21 protein-coding genes and 1 riboswitch are annotated in these 21,062 nt (G+C 63.0%); of the genes, 6 read left to right on the forward strand and 15 right to left on the reverse strand.

The genetic code is table 11. The features are described from left to right. Positions 1-357 precede the first annotated feature (357 nt). The 5 genes from EH199_RS20055 to EH199_RS20075 all read right to left on the reverse strand — a co-directional run bounded on the left by EH199_RS20055 (position 358) and on the right by EH199_RS20075 (position 4,882). A complete protein-coding gene (locus EH199_RS20055) occupies positions 358-834 on the reverse strand; it encodes a hypothetical protein (RefSeq protein WP_008830650.1) in 477 nt (158 codons plus the stop codon). 11 nt (positions 835-845) lie between these two features. Further along, entirely contained in the window at positions 846-2,096 is a 1,251-nt protein-coding gene (locus tag EH199_RS20060) for a molybdopterin-dependent oxidoreductase (RefSeq protein WP_008830651.1), read from the reverse strand. An 85-nt stretch (positions 2,097-2,181) separates the two neighbouring features. Continuing rightward, entirely contained in the window at positions 2,182-3,336 is a 1,155-nt protein-coding gene (locus tag EH199_RS20065) for a TDT family transporter (RefSeq protein WP_223806804.1), read from the reverse strand. Next, positions 3,333-4,202, reverse strand: coding sequence for a LysR family transcriptional regulator (locus tag EH199_RS20070; protein ID WP_048939395.1), 870 nt, complete (start codon positions 4,200-4,202; stop codon positions 3,333-3,335). Before EH199_RS20070 ends, EH199_RS20065 begins: the two co-directional genes overlap by 4 nt. Positions 4,203-4,285: 83 nt before the next feature. Further along, the gene (locus tag EH199_RS20075) at positions 4,286-4,882 is read right to left on the reverse strand and encodes a uracil-DNA glycosylase (RefSeq protein WP_048939396.1); all 597 of its coding nucleotides are present in this window, start codon (positions 4,880-4,882) and stop codon (positions 4,286-4,288) included. 182 nt (positions 4,883-5,064) lie between these two features. Here EH199_RS20075 and EH199_RS20080 point away from each other — a divergent pair, with 182 nt between their 5' ends. The 3 genes from EH199_RS20080 to EH199_RS20090 are packed head-to-tail and all read left to right on the forward strand — an operon-like array spanning position 5,065 to position 7,450. Further along, entirely contained in the window at positions 5,065-5,448 is a 384-nt protein-coding gene (locus EH199_RS20080; protein ID WP_100239783.1) for a DUF305 domain-containing protein, read from the forward strand. Beyond that, entirely contained in the window at positions 5,445-6,881 is a 1,437-nt protein-coding gene (locus EH199_RS20085) for a YncE family protein (protein ID WP_048939397.1), read from the forward strand. The genes EH199_RS20080 and EH199_RS20085 overlap by 4 nt, the downstream gene beginning before the upstream one ends. Continuing rightward, positions 6,878-7,450: a DedA family protein gene (locus tag EH199_RS20090; RefSeq protein ID WP_124810932.1), complete on the forward strand. Its 573-nt coding sequence runs from the start codon at positions 6,878-6,880 to the stop codon at positions 7,448-7,450. Before EH199_RS20085 ends, EH199_RS20090 begins: the two co-directional genes overlap by 4 nt. Before the next feature lie 67 nt (positions 7,451-7,517). On the opposite strand, the gene EH199_RS20095 is transcribed toward EH199_RS20090, so the two are convergent. From EH199_RS20095 to EH199_RS20115, 5 genes are all read right to left on the reverse strand, one after another. Further along, a complete protein-coding gene (locus EH199_RS20095; protein WP_037509278.1) occupies positions 7,518-8,831 on the reverse strand; it encodes a phosphatidylserine/phosphatidylglycerophosphate/cardiolipin synthase family protein in 1,314 nt (437 codons plus the stop codon). Positions 8,832-8,897: 66 nt separating this feature from the next. Next, positions 8,898-9,602, reverse strand: a complete 705-nt coding sequence (locus tag EH199_RS20100) for a universal stress protein (RefSeq protein WP_223806805.1) — start codon at positions 9,600-9,602, stop codon at positions 8,898-8,900. Positions 9,603-9,709: 107 nt separating this feature from the next. Next, positions 9,710-10,111, reverse strand: a complete 402-nt coding sequence (locus tag EH199_RS20105; protein ID WP_008830660.1) for a DUF190 domain-containing protein — start codon at positions 10,109-10,111, stop codon at positions 9,710-9,712. After that, positions 10,104-11,492, reverse strand: a complete 1,389-nt coding sequence (locus EH199_RS20110; RefSeq protein WP_010339505.1) for a voltage-gated chloride channel family protein — start codon at positions 11,490-11,492, stop codon at positions 10,104-10,106. The genes EH199_RS20105 and EH199_RS20110 overlap by 8 nt, the downstream gene beginning before the upstream one ends. A 23-nt stretch (positions 11,493-11,515) precedes the next feature. Beyond that, a riboswitch (Fluoride riboswitch) is annotated at positions 11,516-11,586 on the reverse strand. A gap of 131 nt (positions 11,587-11,717) precedes the next feature. Then, a complete protein-coding gene (locus EH199_RS20115) occupies positions 11,718-12,635 on the reverse strand; it encodes a recombinase family protein (RefSeq protein ID WP_017503726.1) in 918 nt (305 codons plus the stop codon). 388 nt (positions 12,636-13,023) lie between these two features. On the opposite strand from EH199_RS20115, the gene EH199_RS20120 reads away from it, so the two are divergent. Next, positions 13,024-14,172, forward strand: a complete 1,149-nt coding sequence (locus EH199_RS20120; RefSeq protein ID WP_124810933.1) for a hypothetical protein — start codon at positions 13,024-13,026, stop codon at positions 14,170-14,172. 11 nt (positions 14,173-14,183) lie between these two features. Here EH199_RS20120 and EH199_RS20125 read toward each other — a convergent pair whose 3' ends face one another. Next, positions 14,184-15,365, reverse strand: a complete 1,182-nt coding sequence (locus tag EH199_RS20125) for a tyrosine-type recombinase/integrase (protein ID WP_124810934.1) — start codon at positions 15,363-15,365, stop codon at positions 14,184-14,186. A gap of 211 nt (positions 15,366-15,576) precedes the next feature. On the opposite strand from EH199_RS20125, the gene EH199_RS20130 reads away from it, so the two are divergent. Beyond that, positions 15,577-16,545, forward strand: a complete 969-nt coding sequence (locus EH199_RS20130) for a hypothetical protein (RefSeq protein WP_223806806.1) — start codon at positions 15,577-15,579, stop codon at positions 16,543-16,545. Here the strand turns inward: EH199_RS20130 and EH199_RS20135 are convergent. Genes EH199_RS20135 through EH199_RS20145 form a run of 3 tightly spaced genes read right to left on the reverse strand, consistent with a single transcriptional unit; the run spans position 16,496 to position 20,021 of the window. Further along, positions 16,496-17,539: a TniQ family protein gene (locus tag EH199_RS20135; protein WP_124810936.1), complete on the reverse strand. Its 1,044-nt coding sequence runs from the start codon at positions 17,537-17,539 to the stop codon at positions 16,496-16,498. The genes EH199_RS20130 and EH199_RS20135 overlap by 50 nt on opposite strands. Beyond that, on the reverse strand, positions 17,539-18,366 hold the full coding sequence (locus tag EH199_RS20140) for a TniB family NTP-binding protein (RefSeq protein WP_124810937.1): 828 nt from the start codon (positions 18,364-18,366) through the stop codon (positions 17,539-17,541). The genes EH199_RS20135 and EH199_RS20140 overlap by 1 nt, the downstream gene beginning before the upstream one ends. Beyond that, the gene (locus EH199_RS20145; RefSeq protein ID WP_223806807.1) at positions 18,354-20,021 is read right to left on the reverse strand and encodes a Mu transposase C-terminal domain-containing protein; all 1,668 of its coding nucleotides are present in this window, start codon (positions 20,019-20,021) and stop codon (positions 18,354-18,356) included. The genes EH199_RS20140 and EH199_RS20145 overlap by 13 nt, the downstream gene beginning before the upstream one ends. A gap of 149 nt (positions 20,022-20,170) precedes the next feature. Here EH199_RS20145 and EH199_RS20150 point away from each other — a divergent pair, with 149 nt between their 5' ends. Then, complete coding sequence (locus EH199_RS20150) at positions 20,171-20,680, forward strand: helix-turn-helix domain-containing protein (RefSeq protein ID WP_223806808.1); 510 nt, start codon at positions 20,171-20,173, stop codon at positions 20,678-20,680. 6 nt (positions 20,681-20,686) lie between these two features. On the opposite strand, the gene EH199_RS20155 is transcribed toward EH199_RS20150, so the two are convergent. Then, complete coding sequence (locus tag EH199_RS20155; protein WP_124810938.1) at positions 20,687-20,965, reverse strand: WGR domain-containing protein; 279 nt, start codon at positions 20,963-20,965, stop codon at positions 20,687-20,689. Positions 20,966-21,062 lie beyond the last annotated feature (97 nt).

A 21,062-nucleotide genomic window follows, 5' to 3' on the forward strand; every position in this document is an offset into this window, starting at 1 on the left:
TCCCGAAGATCCTGTGAAAGCGTTCGTGCCATCCATGCTGGCCTCCTGACACCAGCAGGAAGTCTGAATCACAACGGCGCCGCGAAGGGAATCCCTGACGAGTCAGTTCGTGTGGAAACCGCTCTAAGTACCCGCGAGCCTACGGATGGCAGGCGCATTTGGCCTCTAGCTGGCCGCACGCTTTTTAGCGGCAAGTGTCCATTAACTTAGGAGGTTGGCGGCGCGCACCTGAATGCGGCGCTTCTGCTGGATTTCATCAATTCCATTCCGTCCCGCGATTGGGCAACATGCGCCCATTCCCGCCGCTCAATGCTCCTAGGGTAGCGCCTGAAAGCAGACGTTACGCAGCTTGGCGCCTCAACCCGTTCCTCCGGAGGCATCCGGCGCGGTGCCGGGGGCGGTATCCTGAGCCTTTCCGGTCGGCGCCCCATCCTGCGCTGCACTCATCGCCGTCAGATAGTCGACGATAGCCGGAATGTCCTTGTCCGCCACGGGAGCCTTGTAGACATCCTTCATCTTGGTGACCGTTGCCTTCCACTGGTCCGCTGAAAGCACTGGCTGGGTCATCGCCATGCTGGCGGAATGGCAAGACGTGCAATTCGCATTGATGACATCGGCATGAGGGCCATCGGGATATTGCTGCTCATCGATAGGAAGATCGACCGTATCCGAGGTCATGGTAAAGCCGTTCACGGAAATGCTGCTGGGTGTAGGCCCTGTGGATTGGGGTTCGGGCAGCGGGGTGTAGCTGCCGGGAGGGCCCACCATCATGAGGGTGAAGACGGTCACGCCGAGCAGTCCGACGGCCAGCATGCCTGGGGTTGGCGCTTTCATGCCAAAGCTCCTTATGCCGTCACGATGGTAGTGGTTTCGATATTGCCGCGCATGAAACCGCCAGGGTTCCAGATCGGCGCCATCGGCTGTGCGACGCCTGCCGTATTCCAGCAGCGCGACATAAGCGACGTCTTTCCGGGGCCGGGCAAGGGAACCTGGGCGTCCCACCGCCGGAAACTGTACTTCCCGTGGTCCGGTCCGAGCTTGGTTGCAAACCAGTGGCGACCGCCGTCGGTGGACACATCGACCCGTGCCACGCCGCAGTCGCCGCCCATGGCAATACCGCCGAGCGGGATCGAGGCCTCGTGTGCGATCCGCTGACCTTCGCCCAGACTGGTAACCCACGAACGCGGGATCATGCGGTTGATCGGAACGGTTGGGAAGTCCTTGGCGCCGGGCTTTACATTGGCGCCCGGCGTCGCCGGGATCTTGTAGGCCTTGGCCATCCAGTATTCGTCATCAGGCCCGGGCAAGACCTCGATGTCGTTCAGCATCTTGACCCAGTAAGTCGAGTACCAGCCCGGCACGATCAGCCGGATCGGGAAGCCGTTGAGGAGCGGCAGCTGCGTGCCGTTCATGCCGAAGGCGATCATCACTTCGCCGTCGCGGGCATGATCGATGTCGAGCGCCTTCTCGAAGTCCGGGGCACCGGCGACCACAGGTTGATCGAGCGCCCCGAACCGGACCTGGACCGCCCCCGCCTTCACCCCGGCCAGATCGAGCACATCGCGCAGGCGCACGCCGAGCCACTTCGCATTGCCCATCGCCCCGTTGCCCCACTGCGCGCCGGGGACGCGGGGCTGGAACAGCCCGCGCGAATTGCCCGAGCACTGGTTCACCGCGGCCATCTCCACCCGCGGCAGGCGCATCAGCTGTTCGAGGCTGATTGCGATCGGCTTGTTGACGTGCCCGCGGATAGTGAGCCGGAAGGCATCGACGTCGATCGAGGTCGGGATGTCCGCCCAATGCCAGCGCACGAAGAACTGGTCATTGGGGGTGAACACATCTCGGTCGAAGACATCCATCGGTGTTTCCAGCAACGGCGGATGGACGCGCTGGAGGATCATGCTTCCTTTGCCGGGAAATGCGCTCGTCATTGGGCGCTGCGCATTGCCGCCGGGGAGATGCAGGTCGGTCAGACCCTGCGTGATGCCTTGCGCCAGAGCGGGTGCGGCAGCGATGGCTGCACCGCCGAGCGCGGCATTCTGCAGGAAACGGCGGCGGCTTGTTTCGGCCGCGAGCTCAGCATCCAGTCTGTCCATGGTCGTATCCTCTCGGGCAAAATGGTGGCGGGTGCTGCTGTGAGAAGCAAGCGATCAGAACGCCGTTACTGATCGCAATGCCCGATCAGTTTGTAGCGGCGATACAGGGTGATACGAACAGATTGCCGCGCCATCCGCCGATCAGGGTCTTGGCGGCCACCACGATCCACATCAGCGCGAGCGCCAGGGTCAGGGCGGTGCCGACGATACCGAAGAAGGCAAGGTTCAGGGTCGTGCCAAGGCGAAAGGTTGCCACGGTGAAGACGCCTAGCGGGAAGGTATAGCCCCACCAGCCAAGGTTGAACGGGATACCTGCCCGCCAGTAGCGCCAGGTGATGAGCGAGGCGAGCGCCAGCCACCAGAGGCCAAAGCCCCACAGCAACAGACCGGCGATTGTGCCGATGCCTTGGGCGACAGTGCCGACATCGGCCAGCCCATGCCCAGCCATGATCGCGGGGGCGTCGCCGCCCAGAACCAGCATGCCCAGCGCGCCGGTACCGATCGGGCCAAGCGCCAGCCAGCTCGATGCGGCCATGCCCTCATGCGGCAGCTTGTGGAGCGCCATGCGCAGGATCAACAGTGCAAGAATGCTGAAGGCGACCGGGACCGAATAGGCCCACAGGATGTAGGACGTGACGAGCATCCCAAACTGTGCGCTGCCCTGCGCCAGATGCGGCGCCAACAGTCCTCCGCTGGCAGCCGTCACTTCGGCCGCCACGACCGGCAGCAGCCACACCGCCGTCATCCCATCGAGTGAATGCTGGTGGCGCGTGAACATGAAGTACGGGATCAGCACACCGCAGCTCACCGCCATGGCGGCGTCGATCCACCACAAGACCGTGGCGACCGGCACGATGCCCTCGCCGAAGCGCGCGATACCGAATGCGAGACAGCCGTTGATGATCGTGGCGAGGCCCATGGGGATCGTGCCGATGAACATCGATACGGTATTGTGCCCGAAGATGCGCCGCGCTTCGTGGCCGAACAGGATCCAGCGCGCGGTATAGAGCGCGGTAAAAAGGGTGAAGAGCCCGATGTTAAAGAACCACATCACTTCTCCCACCGGCTTGAGCGAAGCGCCGATGCCCGGCATCTGCGGGAGGGCCAGCGCAAGGATGCCCGTGCCCATGGTTGCGGCAAACCAGTTGGGCGTGAACTGGCGGATCATCTCGCGCGGGTGATCGAGCCGGCTGAGCGGGCGCATCCCTTCGAGGATGGGCTTGATATCCGTGGTCATCATCCAAACTCCTTGACCAGTTCGGTCAGCGCGTCGGCTGCCCGAGTGCGATACCGTTCCTTGTGGCGTAACGCCTCAAATGGACGGGCTGGCATCGCGAGCGGCAATTCATGAAGGTGCCCCGCAGCAAGCGCGCGGCGCACCACCAGTTCGGAAAGGACCGCGACACCGGCGCCGGCCTCGACAGCGGACCGTACGGCTTCGTTGGACGGCAGCGTCATGGCGATGTTCAGGTCTGCCGGATCGATACCGCGATCACGCAGGACATCCTCGAAACTCGACCGTGTGCCGGACCCGTGCTCCCGCACGATCCAGTTGGCGCCGCGCACCCAGTCCTCATCGATGGTATCGACAGCCTGCCCCGAGATCAGCAGCATCCGGTCCTCGCCGACTTTCCAGTGGGCGAGTGCGGGCTGGTCGATCGAACCTTCGACAAAGCCCAGTTCCGCGCGGCCATCCAGTACCTGTGCCGCCGCACCCTCGCTGTTGTCGATTGCGAGTTCGACGCGGATCGCGGGGTGGCGGCTGTGAAACTGAGCCAAGCGCGAGGGCAGCCAGTAGCTGGCGATGGTCTGGCTGGCGACAAGGCGCAGGGTTCCGCGCTTCAGGCCGCCGTACTCGGCCAGGGTAAGCTCCGCCGTCGCGGCGCGGCCAAGAACGGCGCGTGCCTCATCGAGGAACATGCGACCCGCCTCGGTCAGTTCGATGCCGCGGCCCACGCGGTTGAAGAGCGGCACGTCATGCCTGGCCTCCAGCGTAGCGATCGCCGCGCTGGCAGCGGACTGGGTCACGCCCAGTGCCTCGGCGGCCCGCGTCATATGTTCGCGTTCGGCAACGCCCACGAAGATGCGTAATTGTTCAAGGGTCATGGTGATCTCCTGTCACCATTGATACCGCAGCCCGATCAATCACTCCAACGCATTGATTATATCATTCCAATCTCGTTCTAAGATCATTTGATGAGTGCGTTCCTGGCGGCGAGCAGCGCGCTTTCGATCCGTTGGCTGACATCAGGACTGGTGCAGACATTGGCCGGACTAGGGTGGGGCATGGTGATGACCGACACATCGGGCCGTGCCTCTTCGATAAGTGCTTCCGCCCCCGCCGCCACCCGGCCCGCCAAGATGCAGACCCGCACGCCCGGCAGTTTCGCAAGCAGGTCGGGAAGCGTTGCGAGACCTTCGGCAATCTCCGTTCGGCGCAGCGCGCGATTGCGGGCACCGGGGGCGTGGACGATCCAGGGCACGCAATTCCACTGAACGATGTCCATTCGCGCGATGCCCGCCGCTTCCAGATAACGGCGAAGGTTACGAGCAGTGCCAGATGGGTTGTCCCGCGACACGAAGCGAGTGCGATCAGGCCCGGGGCCCGGCGTCTCAAGAAGCAGGAGAAGGCGCGCATCTATGCCGCCATCGAACGGGTCGAAATGCGGCACCGTGTGTCCTGCGCCAACGAGCCCCTCACGCCATATCTCCAGCGGCGCAATGTGCGGCGCACCAAGTGCCGCTCTGCGTTCGGCGATCAACGCGGGATCATCCAGCCAGGCCATTGATCGTCAAATCCTATCGAAACTACAAAAATCATCGGTTGGATCGATGGCGAGTGTTGCGCCATGTGTTCGACAGGCAACGCCTGCGTTGGCGTACCTGCTCCTCGGCAGCTCGCATTTTTTCCGTTGCATGCTGCGAGGATGACACCTGCGACCGCTGTAGGCGTTATCGCCGGAACGCCATGACGAAAGGGCTTCACTTGAAACTGCTATGGGGATTGGCCGGCCTTTGCGCGGCGACAGCATCGGCGGCCGCACTGGCGGCATCGTCCGATGGCTTTGCAAGCCAGATGGCAGCCTCCATGGAGCGGATGCACCATGCGATGATGATTGCGCCATCGGGCGACCCGGACCGCGACTTCGCGGCGATGATGATCCCCCATCACCAGGGCGCGATCGAGATGGCGGAAGCGGAGCTCAGATACGGAAAAGACGAACGCCTGCGCCGCCTGGCTCAGGGCATCATCGTCGAGCAGCGGCAGGAGATCGCCGTCATGCAGGACATTCTCGCGAAAAAGACAGGCCCCGCTGCCAGCGCGCACCATCACATGGGAGACGACAAATGAAGAAGACGCTGAGCATCGTGTCGTACACCTTGCCGATAGCGGCTGCCCTTGTCGCACTCCCGGCAAATGCGCAGCAGGTTCCCAATGCCCAGCCTGATCGGGCTATCAGCGCTCAGGACCGTTTCTACACCTCGGACCAGTTTTCCAACACGGTATCGGTCATCGATCCGTCGACGAACACGCTGCTGGGTGTCATCAAGCTCGGCGATCCTACGCCTGCAAATCTCAGCCCGCTCTATCGCGGCCAGCTTCTGGTGCATGGCATGGGCTTCTCGCCTGATCGCCGTACACTGGCGGTCGTGTCGATCGGGTCCAACTCGGTCAGCTTCATCGATACCGCGACCAATGCCGTGAAGCACACCGCCTACGTCGGGCGTTCCCCGCATGAAGCCTTCTTCCGGCCCGATGGCCGAGAAGTCTGGGTGAGCGTGCGCGGCGAGGATTATATCGCTGTGCTCGACGGGACCACCTTCAAGGAGACGGGCCGTATTGCTGTACCCAATGGGCCGGGCATGACGATCTTCTCGCCCGATGGGAAATACGGCTACGTCTGTTCCAGCTTCTCGCCGGAAACCGTCGTGATCGACACGAGGTCGAAGCGCATCGTTGGCCGCGTGAAGCAGGACAGCCCGTTCTGCCCGGACATCGCCGCCACGCCTGACGGCAAGCAGGTATGGCTGACGCTCAAGGACGTCGGCAAGGTCATGGTCTTCGACGCCAAGCCGCCTTTCGCCGTGATGAAGACGATCGACACCGGGCCGATCACGAACCATGTCAACATCGCCAGGACTCCCAAAGGCCAGTTCGCCTATGTCACGGTCGGCACGCAGAATATCGTCAAGGTGTTCCGCACCGACACTTTCGACCAGATCGCCTCGGTGCCGGTCGGCGCGCTGCCGCATGGGCTCTGGCCCTCAGGCGATGGCAGCCGGATCTATGTCGGGCTGGAAAATGACGATGCAGTCGCCGTCATAGATACGGCCACGAACAAGGTCATTGCCACGATCCCGATCGGACAGGGCCCGCAAGGCGTCGCCTATGTGCCCGGCGCCGTGCCTTCGGGGCAAGGCCTCGACAACCTCGTGCCGCTCGCCAAGGCGCAGGGGAAAGCGCAGGTCGTCCTGGAAGGTCAGGGACAGAGCCAGGTGTCGCTGTTCGATCAGGGGCAGGTCCAGATCCTGCAGGCTGCCGTCGCCGGACTGGCGCCCAAGCAGACCTTTACGCTGGGTCTGGCGGCACGTCAGGATGGCACCGGTACAATCGAGCCGCTGGCCAAGTTCATGACCAATCCGGCAGGCGCGGCGATCGTCAATGCGGTTGGCCCGATCCGGCAGATCGTCAAGGATGCCGCGCCTGCAGAGCGCCGCTTCCTCGTAATCCGTTCCGGCGCGCCGGATGAGGCTGGCGCGGTGGTCCAGCGGCAGAAGCCGTGACGCTTGAAGCGATCCTTAGCCAGTACGGCCTTGCGGCTCTGTTCCTTGGTGCGGGCATCGAAGGCGAGACGGTAGTCGTGCTGGGCGGCGTGATGGTCCACCGTGGCCTGATCGCGTACCCCGCCGCCATAGCAGCGGCGGCGCTCGGTTCCTTCGTCGCGGATCAGATCTTCTTTGCCCTCGGCCGCCGGTTCCGCAATCATCGCTACGTTCAGCGCGTCCAGCAGAAAGCCGCGTTCCGCCGCGCCATCGATGTGTTCGAGCGGCGGCCGGTGCTGTTCGTGTTCGGGTTCCGCTTTCTGTATGGCCTGCGCACCGTCAGCCCGATCGCGATCGGCACGACTGCGCTTCCTGCCTCCCGCTTCATGGCCATCAACGCTCTGGCGGCCATGGTTTGGGCGACGGTCTTCGTGACCTTGGGTTACCTTTTCGGTCAGGGCATCGAGGCCGCTTTTGGCCGCGTCCGCGATGTGGGCCATGTTCTGCTGCCCGTACTCGCGGTGCTGCTCCTCGTCGGCCTCGCCGCACACTTCCGGCACCGCAGGCGCGAGGTCACAGCAAAGGACTGACGAGGCGAGCTAGATTTTCGCAGAAGCGGGAAACACGCGGGCGATCACGCCATTCCTCCAGCAAAAGTCAGTCGCTTCGGCGGATGTATCCCCGTTGGACATCCGCGAGAGGTCCGGTGGACGCTTCATCATGCAAGATCAGGCTGATCTCGGCATTCAGCATGAAGGAGCGAACATCGGCATTGCTGGATCCGATGACGGCCATGCGGCCATCGATCGATACGTTCTTCGCGTGCAGCAACCTGTCGCGGTAGAGGTGGAGGCGTACGCCCGCCTCGAGCAGTTCGCTATAATAGGATCGCTGGGCAAGGTTCACGAGCCGCTGGTCCACGACACGCGAAACGACGAGGTCGATCGCGACGCCGCGTGCGACCGCGTTCTTGAGCGCGGTCAGCAGGGCTTCGTCTGGGATCAGATAGGGCGAGACAATGGTGATATTCTCTTGCGCCTCGTGAACGAGTTCGACGAGCAATCGCTCATAGCCGGGCACGCGGTAGTCTGGCCCACTGGGCATCGCCTGCAATTCTGAGGCGCCTGAGGCATCGGGCACGGGCAAGGCCGCGATGGTCTGTTCGGTCTCAAGGAACAAGTCGCTGGCAAAGACCGCATCGAGCGCGCAGACAACCGGGCCTTCAACCCGCGCTACGAGTTCGTCATTTACGATCCCGGGCTTGAAATCGCGGTTCACAATATTCTGCGACCCTACGAAAGCGACCCTGCCATCGATCAGGCACAGCTTGCGGTGATTGCGCAGATCGCTTCGCGCACGGCGAAGCGCCGCGAAGCGAACCGGCAGGACCAGGCGGGCAGTGACGCCTCGGTCCGCCAGCATCGGTAGGCTGCGTTTTGCCCAAGGGCGCGAGCCCAGCGCATCGATCAGGACGCGGACATCGACGCCGCGTGCATGTGCGCGGCCAAGGGCATCTGCGACTTTCTGTCCCGTCCGGTCGTCTGCGAAGATGTAGGTCAGCAGATGCACCCGAACATGGGCTGCATCTATCGCCGTCACCATAGCGTCGATCGTGCCGTCATAGTCCTCAAGCAGATGGAGGGCGTTGCCCCCACAGTTTGGAAAACCGCCCAGCCATTGTGCAAGCACAGCTGTCCGGGAAGGCGCGCTTTTGCTGCTCATCAGCGCCTGCCCGGCACTCTCCCGCTCCGGCGCCGCCCGCCTGAAGCGGTCCCGCCGCCAGGATGGGAACGCGGCCCGGCCGATCAGGCGGTACAGGATGAAGGCGGGCACCGGCAAGAACAGCACGAGAAGCAGCCAACTGCGCGCCGCTTCGGGCGGACGCCGCACCGGAATGACCACCACCATGATGAGCCGGATCGCCCATTCGAGCAGCAGATAAGCGAGCGTCAGGTTCGGGATGGAGATCATCGCGCGATGCTACCTGTCTCTGCTGCGTCGTGTCGATGCGCCCGTCAGATCACGCCCCCTTCAACCTTAGCGAACCATCAGGAGCGGGATGTCCGCCTTGGCGAGCAGGTGCCGGGTGGTTCCGCCTGCGAACCATTCGATCAGCTGGTTATGCCGATAGGCTCCCGTCACAAGCATATCCGCTCCCGCCAGATGGGCCTCAGTCAGGAGTTGCTGACCAAGGTTTTCGTGCGAGCGCGGCACGACGTGGAGCTGGTGCGCAATCCCTGCATCGTCGAGCAGCGCTTCCAGCTTGAGCGCCGGATCACCTGCATCGCCGATCCGAATAGCGGTGACGTCAGTGGCGCCTTCCAACCAGGGCGTGGCCGCCTCGATGGCGCGCCTTGCCGCATCGGAGTCGCTCAAGCCGGCAGCCACACGCGAAAAGCTCTGACCGGGCTGGGGCTTCCAGGAAACCGGGACGATCAGCACCGGTTTCTGGCTATCGAACAGCGCGGCATGCAGGGCGTCCCCGCCGTCCATGTTTCGCTCGTGGGCGATCACGACCAGCAGGTCGGCATTGTTCGCCTCCTGCGTCACCACGACTTGCTCATCCCCAACGATGGTTCGCCAGGCAACGGGTGGCGCGTCCTGGGCGGCTCCTGCGGTCCATGCCACGAAAGCCGTGTGGCAGGCGGCCGATCGCTCGCTGGCCGTGCCTTCCCAATGTTCGCGCAGACGCTGCATATCGACCTCTTCGCTGGCGGCAACGAGCAGGCCGGGATCGACCACGACATTCAGCGCTTCGATTGTACAGTCCCCCACGCTCTGCGCTGCGAGAACGGCTGCATTGAGGCATGTCGCAGTGCTGTCGGCTCCGACGATGACGGAAAGGATCTTTATGCTTTGCTCTCCTGATGCGGCCTTGCCGGGGCTTCGATCGACCAATGTTCGAGCTGTTTGTAGATGACCACCTTCGTCGACAGCAGGGCGGCATGCCGCTGGCAGAACAGTTCAAGATCGGCGCGGTGGCCGATCAGTTCGACGCACATGGTCAGATAGGGATTGCTCGTTTCCGCGCCCTGATCGAGCACCGGCCCGTGGTTGCTGAAGCCGTAATGGGTATGATGGGCTACGGCGTTCATCAGACCGGCAGCCTTGGCCTGGACGACAAGCTCACGATAGAGCGGGCGTGCTGACCACAGCTTCCATGCCTTGCGCGGCTCTGCCGTATCACGCGGCGCCATGTAGATACGCAGCATGCCGATCTCGCTGGACGTGAGAATAGCCGTGTCAGTCATTTTTACGAAGATCCTGCTTTGTGATCTGAGGGCGCGCGGCGCGAACGCTCCGCAGCGTAATGCCGGGGCTGATGGAAATGCGCGGATGCTTGGGGACGGCAATCTGCTGAGACAGGTAGATGCCGCTGTGGCCTGAGCACAGATAGGCGACGAAACAGGCTACGGCGATGTAGACGGCATGGGTAGCACCGAACAGTTCGATGCCCATGATGGTGCAGGCCAAAGGCGTGTTCGCTGCCCCGGCAAAGACAGCAACGAACCCGAGACCGGCAAAAAGATCGACAGGAGCGCCGAATAGGGTGCCAAGGGCGTGGCCGAGCGCCGCGCCGATGAAGAACAGCGGCGTTACCTCGCCTCCCTTGAAGCCGGTGCCCAGCGTCACGACCGTGAACAGCAGCTTGAGCGCCCAACTCCAGTAGTCAGGCCCCGGCGCGAAAAAGCCGGCGATGGTGGGTGTCGAGGCGTCGGGCGCCCAGACGCCGAGGCCAAGATAGTCGCGCGTACCGAGCAGATAGACCAGAGCGATCACCGCCAGGCCGCCCAGGAAGGGACGCAGCGGCCCGAAGCGGACGTGGCGCTTCACGAAGTCGCCGAAGCCGTGCGACAGTTCGGAGAACAGCAGGCCGACCAGTCCAAACGCCACACCGGCAACGCCCGCCTCGAGCAGAAGCACCGGGTCGACGGCAATCGGTCCGACCGCGCGCTGGAGATAGTCGATATGGTACAATCCGTGGTGGATTCCCCACTGGTGACAGGTCCAGTCGCCGACAATCGCAGCTATCAGTACCGGCACCAGCGCCCGATATTCCACACGGCCGACTGCCAGCACTTCGAGAGCGAAAACGGCGCCTGCCAGCGGTGTGCCGAAAACGGCCCCGAAACCTGCGGCAATACCCGCCATCAGGATGATGCGGGTACTCTCGGCATCAAGCCGAAACATCGTGGCGAAGGCGCTGGCAAGGCTGCCGCCCAGCTGCACAGCCGTCCCTTCTCGCCCGGCCGAGCCGCCGAACAGGTGCGTGACAACGGTGCCGAGGAAGATTAGCGGCGCCATGCGCAAAGGTACGCCGCCGCCCGGTTCATGGACCTGCTCGACGATCAGGTTGTTGCCGCCTTCGACGCTGCGGCCAAACAGATGATAGAGCAGCCCGACCGCGAACCCGCCGACCGGCAGGAGGAACAGCAGCCATGGATGCGCAAAGCGCGTGCGCGTGGCAATATCCAGGCTCCAGAGGAAGGCTGCGCAGAGACTGCCCACCGCCGCCGCCATGGGAACAAGGAGCGCCAGCCAACGCAACACGGACAGAGCATGGTCGTGCCGGTCCCGAACAAAGGTCAGGACGTTCAGGTTCGACAGCAATATTGCGAATTTAGCGCGCACGATTCCTCCTTGTTGCGAAAACGCATCAGGTAGGAATCATCAGCCCGAAGGCGGTTCGGCCGAAGCCCGGCGGAAATCCATCGCCTTGCCGGCGCATATCGTATGGCGAATGCGTTTGGTCAAGCAGCAACGCATGCGGAGGTGGATCTGTACGGCAACTTCATGCCTCTCCTGCGCTGGAAGCTGTCAGTCGCCTTTCGGCCCGCAGCCGACCTTCTCCGGCATTCACGGCGATAAGGTCGCCGGTAACTTCGGCACGACGATCAAGCCCAAATTCCGCGCCTGAGAAATCACGCGCCTCACCCCCTCAGGCGACCATTGCGTACCTTTGCGCGGCGTTGGCTCTCGCAAATCCTTGCTCAACCACGTCGCGAGGCTGCGAAGAGTAGCATCTGGATCGTTGTTGAGCTTGTCGGCCACCAGCAATGCGATCCGACTGTCGGGAGCCAATCGCGGCGCCGCCTCGAGTATCACCCGATCAGCGTAGCCCGCTTCGACCAACGTTCGGCATGCCTTCACCAGGGTACGCTCGGAAAACGACCGCACCGGCGGCTTAAGCGCCTGAATACGCCGGAGCACCAAGCTCCAGGGTAAGTGCGGTCGCAACCGCTCGACGATTGGCAGCCATCGAAGCCGGCCATCGACCAATTCGTGAAGATGCTTTTCCTTCAAACTGTGGCGCAAGTCGCCTATCGCCGACGGGTCTCTCGCGCGCATCTTCGGATTTCCCGGTCTGGCGCCGCGCGCAACCGCGGCCTTCAGCCCTGCCCGCGTCCGCTCGCGAATAAGCGCACGTTCGAACTCCGCAAAGGCGCCAAGCATCTGTGTCATCAGCATCCCTTGCGGGCTGCTGGTGTCGATCGGATCATTGATCGAGCGAAAATACGCTCCCTTGGCGCGGAGCGCTTCGACGATTTCCAGCAAATGTGACAACGATCGTGCGAGGCGATCGATCCGCACAACCACGAGGGTGTCCCCCTGTCCCACCGCTGCGAGCGCGCTGGCCAGTTTCGGACGGCTGCGGCTAGCGCCGCTGGCCCGGTCCTCGAATAGGGTTACACAGCCTGCGCGTCTTAACTCACTAATCTGGGCGAAGGTATCCTGTTCGTCGGTAGAAACGCGGGCGTAACCGATCAAGGGCATTTGTCACAATCCATCTAACGGGGTCAACCGACCGGTTGTCCCCGTATGGTAATCGCTTGAGCCCCGGTTGACCATCGTCCGAGGCGGATCAGATGCCTGGCACCCATCCCGTTTGAACCGAGTGTGCGGACGTTGAGAGAAGCCCCCTGCCCCGCCTGTCCTAGCCTGTGTGGTGCGCCAAAGTTGACGTCACCGCCGGCCAACCTTGTGGCCTGCCATGTGCCAAAATTGCTGACATTGCGACACACGCATTTACACGCTCCCGATTTGAATTACCTTCCCGGCGATGTCCGCGATCCCTTCCTGGCGTGTCGGTTTCGAATTGGAGGTCATCCTCGGCGACTTGGGCGATCCCCGTTTCGAGCGAGAGCTCCGCGAGGGTGAACCCATGGACGAAGCTTCGCCGGCCTTCTGCCGAGTCTTCGCATCAAAATTGCGCGAGCGTACGGGGCGGACTTGGTCGGCCCCATCCAAAGCCCCGCAGCGACCTGGCTTCTACGTTGTCCCGGAATATGGGTTGGACCCACTAAATTGGCCGGAAGGCCGCCTTGCCGGCGTGGAACTGCTGACCCCTCCGCTGCCTCTTGAGGAGGCGGAGACGATCAGAACCGAGCACTGCGAGGTAATTTATGAGATCGACGGCGATTTCAATTTCTTCGCCAGTGAGCATACCGATGGCTGCGGTTGGCACATCAACATCGATGCCGGCGATGGTTTCCGGCTCGATCCGGACCGCTTTATCCTCGGAGTCGATGAGCTACTGCTGCTCGCGAATAACGATCGGCTGTTCAGCCGCTACACTGGCCTGCAACGCCATGCCGTAGGCGTTCCGCTGCTGCGACATTTGGCGCAAGATCCGAAAGGCAAGTTCCTACTCGGGACGGCCCTCAGAAATCTGCTCGATGCGACTGCCGGACGCGACAAGGGTTACGCCGCCAATTTTGCCAAACTGCTCAAGGGCTATGTCGAGCTGCGTCATTTCAGCGCGGAATCGTTCTTCAACGGCCCCCATCTCATCGAGCAACTCGAACGAATTCCCGCAGCCTTCGAAGTCTGGCCCGCCCACAGCCATCCCTTCGAGCAGGCCTTTCGTCGCAAGTTTTTGTTGCTGTCCCGCTGGCTTGCCCGCACTCGAAACAAGCTCACATGGGACCTTACCCACGGCCTGGTGGCCGCCTCAGGTCGCGTCCATTTCGCCGGAGAGCCGCTCGGTCATTTAAAGGCCGACGGATTGCTCGAACTCAATCTCTACGGGCACGGCGAGTACGAGTATGTCGCCACCATCCGCAACATTGTCCTTTCCGATATTCCCGAAGCAATCGCCTTGCTCGCACTCGATCTTGCCGAATTGCACAATTTCGGCGTCCGGCAGCGTGCCAGCAGCAACAAAGCCTTTCAGCGGGCGATGCTTCAGCTGGCCGGACAACTGAGAAAGGTGCCTGGCCTTTCGAGTTCAGCGCAGCTGGAAGAATTGGCGAAAGCCGAGACGCTGCGACGGGCGATGCATCCGCAATTCTATACCAAGGCCGGGCCATAACGTGATGGCACTCACTGGTTCGCTGTGGGCCGCGCCACCAAGGGTGCCTCGCTGTCGCGCAAGCGTCCCAGCACCCGTGCCGCCGCATTATTGCCCACGGCCAGTTCGCGCGCGTAGCGGAGGGCAGTGGTGGGAGAAGACCAACGCAGCGCCAGGGCAATCCCCGCGCCATCCTCCCCGGCCGCAAACAGGTCCTGGGTCAGCCCGACCCGGAACGAATGGGCGCTCAGGGAGCGAACCGCGGCTCCCTCCATTCCGAGTTCGAGCTCGACGTGGCCGAGATCTACAGCCTCGAGCACCCGGCGACGCAGGATGGCGACCACCCCTTGGCGGGTCAGCGGCTTGGCACCGATGTAGTGCCGGACCACCTGCTGGCCCGCCGGATCTGGAGGACTGGTCAGCACATTGATACGCCGAAACACCGGGCCTTCGCTGAGGCCACTTGCCAGTAACCAGGCTGACACGCGTGCCATGGTATCGGGCGACAGCCAGGCCTTAGCCCCCTCCCCCAACTGGTCAGTCTTGGAATAGGCAATGTCCAATCGGCCGCTGCCGTCACCAACCTGCCGCAGATCCGCCACCGCCGCTGCGACGAGTTCAGAGACCCGCAAGCCAGCGTCGTAGGCAAGGCTGATCAATGCGGCGTCACGCAAACCGATGATGTCGGTGCCGCACGAGGCGAGCAGCGCCTTGACCGTCACTCCTTCGGGAGCCCCCTGCCCTTCGAGCATCTCTTCACCAAGCCGGAGCGGCGCAGCCTGCCGCTGGCGTTGCCGCTTGTCGCGACGGATGCCCTTCAGCGTGTCGCGCACCATACCGGCCTGGGTCGGCAGAGGCTCCTTTTCTCCGAAGCCCAGAATGCGGTGCACCCGGGCAATGCTGGCAATCCGGCGCGCCAGCGTGGCGGGCTTCGCGGGGCGCCGCGTGTCCGAACCCTTGGAAAGCCAGTGGAGGTAATGAACCAAGTTCTCCGGCTCGGCGGGCACAGCCCAGACGGCCGGTCGACGCCTTGCGCACCAGGCTAGGTAGCACTTGAGGTCGGCAGTGATCGCAGCCTTGGTCGCCGGCGCCATCGCCTTGACCGCCGCCTCGAGCCCAATCGCGCTGGCGCCGCATGCATCGACCAGCGGCGCGTATCGCTGCAGCACCAGCTCGACCGCGGACGGAAACGGCTGATCAGGTCCTGCGAGCATCGGTGTTTTCGGCGGGTTTCACCGGTTCTTTTTGGGCAAAATCGGTCCTGTCGGCAACACCGATTTTACCATAAGGTTCAATTATGGAAAGTCCGGGTATTTCGTGCCCGGAATGATGGGATACCAAACTGTATGTTTAGTGAACTCTCGGGTTGACCCGATTTGCCGCCCCGGCTAACCCGACCGAGGCAGCAAAAGGGGGGGCATTCGCTTGAGCAGCGCGATCGACGCCGGCCCCATCGCCTTCCGGATCGGCCAGATCGACGCTCTGGCCAGGTGTCTGCTCGCCTCTCCCACCACTTATCCCGCGGAAACGCGGACCGCGCTGGCGCTCCGCTGGCTCCGCCGCGCCTGGGAACAGTACCGCCAGGACCGCGCGATCACGCTCGGGCCCGCGTTGATCGGCGCGGAATGCGCCGCGGAGCGCAACGCCTTCCTCACCCTGCTCGAGCGCGCCCTGCCGCCTCGCGAAAAGCCGCTCACGCAGGCGATCCGCATGGTGCGCAAGATCGCCATCCGGCCGATGGTCAGCGAGGCCACCGAGACCCAGGCGATCGTCGTGGCGAGCATGGGGGATCTCGACGCGGTGCTCGAGGCGGTGGCCCAAGAGAAGCTGCCCGGCGATCCGCTCGAGCGACTGCTCGGCCTGGTAGACAGGTTTAGATACTCGAGCGGCGTTCAGGCAGACGCCCTGTCCGCCACCGCGCGAACCCCCTGCTGGGCGATCAACCTCGTCGCCACGGCGCTTGGGTCAGCGTTCCGGTTGAGCGAGAAACCCCTCCCCTTCCCCGGCATCGTCCAGCGCCGGCTGTTCCGCGCCGACCGCGACCGCGACGAACGGCGCACCGCCGCGCGGGAGAGTCTGCTCGATGCCCTCCACGACACCGCTTGCGAAATCGCCCGCATGCCCCGCGCCGCCGAAATCTTCGCGCGCGAATTTCCGAACCAGCGGTCGAACTCACGGCTTTCGCTCGCCTGGATGCTGCTGTTCGCATTTGGCGCCCTCACCCCGGCCCAGCTCGCCCGCGCGCTCCCCGCGACCAAAGCCGGAGCCGCCAAGCTACTTCGACAACTCGAAGCCAGGCATCTCGCGAACCATCAAGGGCCGTTCGCAACCTTTGCATGCGCGATTACGATACCCATGGCCTTGCCTGACTGGCGCTACCAAACAGATCGCTAGGCTGCCAGGCTGTTGTCGCGGGACGAGGAAACCGATCGAGGCGCGCGAATAACGCCGCCAGTTCCCTCTCCCTGTCCCGGCGCTGCTGCACCGCGCCGTATGCGGCGAACAGTGCAAAGATATCGCAAGTCCATGCGGATTTGGGTTTGGAAGGCCTGCAGGTCCGCAGCCGCAATGCGCCTCGAACCGGTGGTTTGGTTCCGCCACCAGGTAGCGGCCGCTCTGGCAGCTTGGCCGCGATCATGCGCTCAAATCGACGCGCGCTGTAGGAACGCGAGCTGTGCGCCAGGGCCAGCATCGCGATCCGATCACTCGCAAAATGGTATTGATTGACTGCAAACCGGGCCTGATAGGCCGGGTATGGCGGGACGAGCCCCTCCCAATTACCGGGTGCGATCAGGTAATCAAGGACGGCGTTGTTTTGCGCACGCGCGTGCGCATTCGGCCTGATTTTCAATAGAATCTTACGAGATCGTATGGCCGCATACGCCAAAAATGCCTGAAGCGGCCGTCCCCTGGAGTCTGGCGGAATGGTCCGCATGTCGCTGAGCGGCAACCCGTGCCTCCTGCATCGCCAGCTCGCCCGCAAAATCCATTCCCGGCGCACGATCAAAGGTTCACCTGCCCGCTGCGCCTCGTACCAACATTGCGCGCAGACGTAACGGCGATGCGGACCTGGCAGGAGCGCACCCGCCTCGCACCGGACAAACATCGCCATGATCTGCTCGGGATCAACCTCGACCGCCCAGGCAAGCCGCTTCACCATCGCTTCGCAGGCGGAATGCCGTGCCGGATCGAGACCGCCCTGCCCCCGCGCCAAATCCAGGCCCGCCAAAACCGGATCGATCTGCAGATGGCGGAAAAGCTGTGACCGGCTCACCTGGTGCGCGACGGTCAAACGGTTCAACCACGAGTCGAACGCTTCATGTCGGCGCGGCTTTATCGGGAACGCCAGCGTCTCGGGCTCGAGGTTTGGCGACCATTTGCGAGCCATCAAGCCAGAGCCGGGAGCATCGCCGCTGCGGCGCGCAGATCATCAAACTCGACCCGCTGGCGACCATCGTCTTTCGCAATCTTGCCACCCCAGTGCAGGAGGCGTTTGAAATTCCCGGTTACGCCACGGCTGTGCCGCCAGATAAACTCGGCCGTATCAGGCTCAGAAAATCGATCCGGTTCAAGCATATGCATACCGCGAGCGAGGGCCAGAATCAGCTGCTGGGATGGCTCTCCTGGTGGCCAGAGCTTCAGTTTCAGGATGATGGAACGATAGGCAAGTTCAACATCCTCGGCAAAAATATCCGCTGCGACATCAAGGCCTGCAACCACCATCGGCACATTGCCCTCGCTCATCAGGAACCGAAAGGCATCGAGCGTATCGCGTCGCGCCTTGCCGCCAGCGGTGAGGATCGCGTGAACGTTGTCGACCGCCACCAACCTGGTGCGCTGCCGACCGAGCAATTCGACAACTTTCAGATCGGCGATGCGATGGATGCTGGTGGTGATCGGCCAGCCCTGCTTCCAGAGCAGCGTCAAATTGATCTTCAGCGAGGTTGGGCTTGCGGGGATCACTGTCCGCAGCATCGGCGTATACCTTGCATCGTTCCAGCCAGAAGGTTGGGGGAAATCGAGGTCAATGCGCCGTTTCGCCTCCCGCAAAATCGAGGTTTTCCCCATACCTGATTGGCCAACGAGGATGATGACGGGCGGCCGCTCATCCGGTTCATCATGCGCGACCCCAACCAGCGTATTGACCGCCTGCCGCGCCTCTTTGAAGTCAATCCAGAACGGCAATTTCGGCTGTGCAGGTTCTAATCCCTCCATTGGAGCCACCCTTCATCATGGAGGTCAGCCACCGACACCCAGTTGGATTCTGGTGAAACCTCGGATTCTGCCGGCTGTCTGGCATGCGAAATGCCTTCGCGTTCTTGCCGCTTGCGTTCCTCTCGCAATCGCCGTGTCCGGCCCTTGGCATTGAGGACTTCCTGCCGATTGGCATGCACTAACCGGGCAATTTCTGCTTGCCCGCCAGCAAGTTGATACGCCGTTCCTGCCTGGCGCCGGGCAGCGACAACGACATCCCATTCGGGCTTTGTCACGTTGGGATAGGATCCCACCACCCCTGCCGCGAGGAGCACGCCATCGATCTCGGGGTAGACCGCCTGAATGGTCCTTTCGTCATAATGAATCATGATCTTGAGACCCAGGCGCCGTGCAAAGCTTTCATGCCAATACCGGATGTGATCGATCTTCACGCCGCCCGATTGCACCGTCCGCTCCACCCACGGCAAAAATCGGCGCGTCAGCTGCTCGACGTCGACGCCGGGGGGCATCAGCGGTCCGTGGCTCTGGGCGCCCATGGCCCACATTTGCGCAGGTGCAATTTGGCCCAGGCCGTCATGCGGCGTGTGGTGATAGCGGCAAATCTCCCGAAGGAACCACCGCTCGAACTCATCAAGCGTCATCGCGGCTTCCGCTTCCGAATCGTACCCGTCTCGCGCCGTGACAGTGCCTCCGGTCGCCCCCGGCAACAGCCGCATTTTCCGGACCATGGTGCCGATCAATCGTTCGATGTGCGTGCCAAAGTGTGCGGGGCCACGCGGCCGCACGTCGGGATCAATTCCATAAGTCTGGCACGCGCTTCGAAATACTTCCGCGCGATGGGCGCCGGCGTGATCGGCATGTAACTTCTTGAAAAAGCCATGCATCGGATAGTCGATGTCGAGACCCAGGCTGTCGAGAAGCGGTTGCTTCGGTAGCAAGGCATTGGCGATGGCCCGACCGCAGCGAAAAATCGAGGGTGCCCCAAAACTCACGTAGAAGCCCAGAATGCAGCGGCTCCAAACGTCGATGAGCAAAGTCACCCACGGTCGGCCCAGAGCGACACGGTGCACGCTGTCGACGAGCATGACGTCGGCCGGCGTGTGATCCATTTGCACGACATCGAGCAGGCCATCGCTCTTATATTCGCCCGGATGCGCCTCGTGAGCGGTCCGTCGCTTCGAACCCATGAAGCGCGCCTTCTGCGGCTCGCTTATTTCGTTGATCATCCGCTCGATCGTCCGAAAGCTCGGCACGATCCCCGGATCGAAGCCATAGTCGCCATCGTCCGCAATCAGCAAATAGCGAACCTGCTGAGCCGCCTCCCGAACGCTGAGCGGCACCTTTGTCAGGACAAGTTCCTCAAACAGGCCGTCGATCGCCTCGAGGATCTCCGTTGGCGCATGACGACTTCCCGGCTTTGGACCTCGCGGCCGTGAGGCCAGGCTCTCGGCAATCGGCTTGTGGCGATAGCGCCGTGCCAACTCGCGGATCCGGCGTGGACCCAGGCCGGTTTCGCTGGAGATCGCGGACACGGCCGCAGCGGTCAGCGGTTCATCCAGCGGCACGGATTTTCGGAAGATTTGATAGATGTCCACACCCCGCTTCAGCGCGGTTTCCGATAGCCTGGCTGTTCTTGGCGGCTTGCGTTCGATCATCGGGAGAATCCCGGCGTTTTCTGGCCACCCTTACTGTCGCCTATTTTGACCGAAGCAGATAGCACCATTTTTCATGTGACAAGCATTTCCGCGCTGAAGCAGTCATTATATCCAATTTATTCCACATTATGCGTCTAATGTCGTAAATTTTGTCGCGTCACAAGGGCGGCAGCGAGGAGGTGCTGATCGAGGGCCGCGTGTTCCAGCGGTTCGCCGCGCGCGGAAGTGCCTGGGCCGCCTCGCTCGCCGCCGCGATGCGCCCGCACCTGTTCGCCCTGGGCGCGGCGCCGCTGGCGCTCGCCGGGCTCGCCCCGCGGGCGCTGTTCCGTGCCGATCCCGAACGCCCCCTCCCCTCCCTGCTGTCGAGTGCGATCGGCGCGGCGGCGGGTGACGTAGGAGCGGACCTCGCCGCCGTCACGGCTATGGTTGCGCGCGGCGAAGAACGCCTCGCGGGCCTCTACGCCTCGTCGCAGGCGCCAGCGATGTGGCAACTGATTGGTGGCCTCGGCCCCCTCACACGCGCCGAACTGGCTCGCGCGCTCGGTGTGACCCGCCGTACCGCTTCACAGGCCGCTATGGCGCTCGAGAAAGCCGATCTGGCAACGCTGCGCCCCGGAGACCATGCCCTGGCCCCTAAAGGCGCTCACAGAGGCTCCTGAGGCCTACTACGGCGCCAACGCGACCTCGCGGTAGGGCACGCCGATCCGCTTGGGCGCAGACGCCCGGCGGCGCAGCAGATGGCGGGCAAAGCGCGCAGCTTCATCCGCGCAGGCGAACGAGACCGCCCTCCCCTGCCCTTTGGTCCCGATCCGCCCCCAGGCGAATTCGACGATCGACGCACCGAACAGGTCCTGGCTCAGGGCGACGGTATAACGCCGCGCGATATTGCGTTCACCGCATACCGCCTCAAGCCAGACGAAGCTGCCGTGGTTCAAGCTGTCCATGCGACAGCACATGCCGCAGATGGAATCGCGCGTTCCAACGGGAATTTCGAATCAGTCGAGTCAGACTGATTCACCCAGGCGATTTGTCACACGACTC

This window comes from Novosphingobium sp. LASN5T (genome assembly GCF_003856955.1).
Lineage (GTDB): Bacteria > Pseudomonadota > Alphaproteobacteria > Sphingomonadales > Sphingomonadaceae > Novosphingobium.

Bases quoted from the DNA above. Each gene is read 5' to 3' on its own strand.
- EH199_RS20135 (WP_124810936.1), bottom strand. From the start codon at position 17,539: ATGGCTCGCAAATGGTCGCCAAACCTCGAGCCCGAGACGCTGGCGTTC.
- EH199_RS20060 (WP_008830651.1), bottom strand. From the start codon at position 2,096: ATGGACAGACTGGATGCTGAGCTCGCGGCCGAAACAAGCCGCCGCCGT.
- EH199_RS20140 (WP_124810937.1), bottom strand. From the start codon at position 18,366: ATGGAGGGATTAGAACCTGCACAGCCGAAATTGCCGTTCTGGATTGAC.
- EH199_RS20095 (WP_037509278.1), bottom strand. From the start codon at position 8,831: ATGATCTCCATCCCGAACCTGACGCTCGCTTATCTGCTGCTCGAATGG.
- EH199_RS20145 (WP_223806807.1), bottom strand. From the start codon at position 20,021: ATGATCGAACGCAAGCCGCCAAGAACAGCCAGGCTATCGGAAACCGCG.
- EH199_RS20155 (WP_124810938.1), bottom strand. From the start codon at position 20,965: ATGGACAGCTTGAACCACGGCAGCTTCGTCTGGCTTGAGGCGGTATGC.
- EH199_RS20120 (WP_124810933.1), top strand. From the start codon at position 13,024: ATGGACGAAGCTTCGCCGGCCTTCTGCCGAGTCTTCGCATCAAAATTG.
- EH199_RS20080 (WP_100239783.1), top strand. From the start codon at position 5,065: ATGACGAAAGGGCTTCACTTGAAACTGCTATGGGGATTGGCCGGCCTT.
- EH199_RS20085 (WP_048939397.1), top strand. From the start codon at position 5,445: ATGAAGAAGACGCTGAGCATCGTGTCGTACACCTTGCCGATAGCGGCT.
- EH199_RS20070 (WP_048939395.1), bottom strand. From the start codon at position 4,202: ATGACCCTTGAACAATTACGCATCTTCGTGGGCGTTGCCGAACGCGAA.
- EH199_RS20055 (WP_008830650.1), bottom strand. From the start codon at position 834: ATGAAAGCGCCAACCCCAGGCATGCTGGCCGTCGGACTGCTCGGCGTG.
- EH199_RS20075 (WP_048939396.1), bottom strand. From the start codon at position 4,882: ATGGCCTGGCTGGATGATCCCGCGTTGATCGCCGAACGCAGAGCGGCA.
- EH199_RS20115 (WP_017503726.1), bottom strand. From the start codon at position 12,635: ATGCCCTTGATCGGTTACGCCCGCGTTTCTACCGACGAACAGGATACC.
- EH199_RS20065 (WP_223806804.1), bottom strand. From the start codon at position 3,336: ATGATGACCACGGATATCAAGCCCATCCTCGAAGGGATGCGCCCGCTC.
- EH199_RS20105 (WP_008830660.1), bottom strand. From the start codon at position 10,111: ATGACTGACACGGCTATTCTCACGTCCAGCGAGATCGGCATGCTGCGT.
- EH199_RS20125 (WP_124810934.1), bottom strand. From the start codon at position 15,365: ATGCTCGCAGGACCTGATCAGCCGTTTCCGTCCGCGGTCGAGCTGGTG.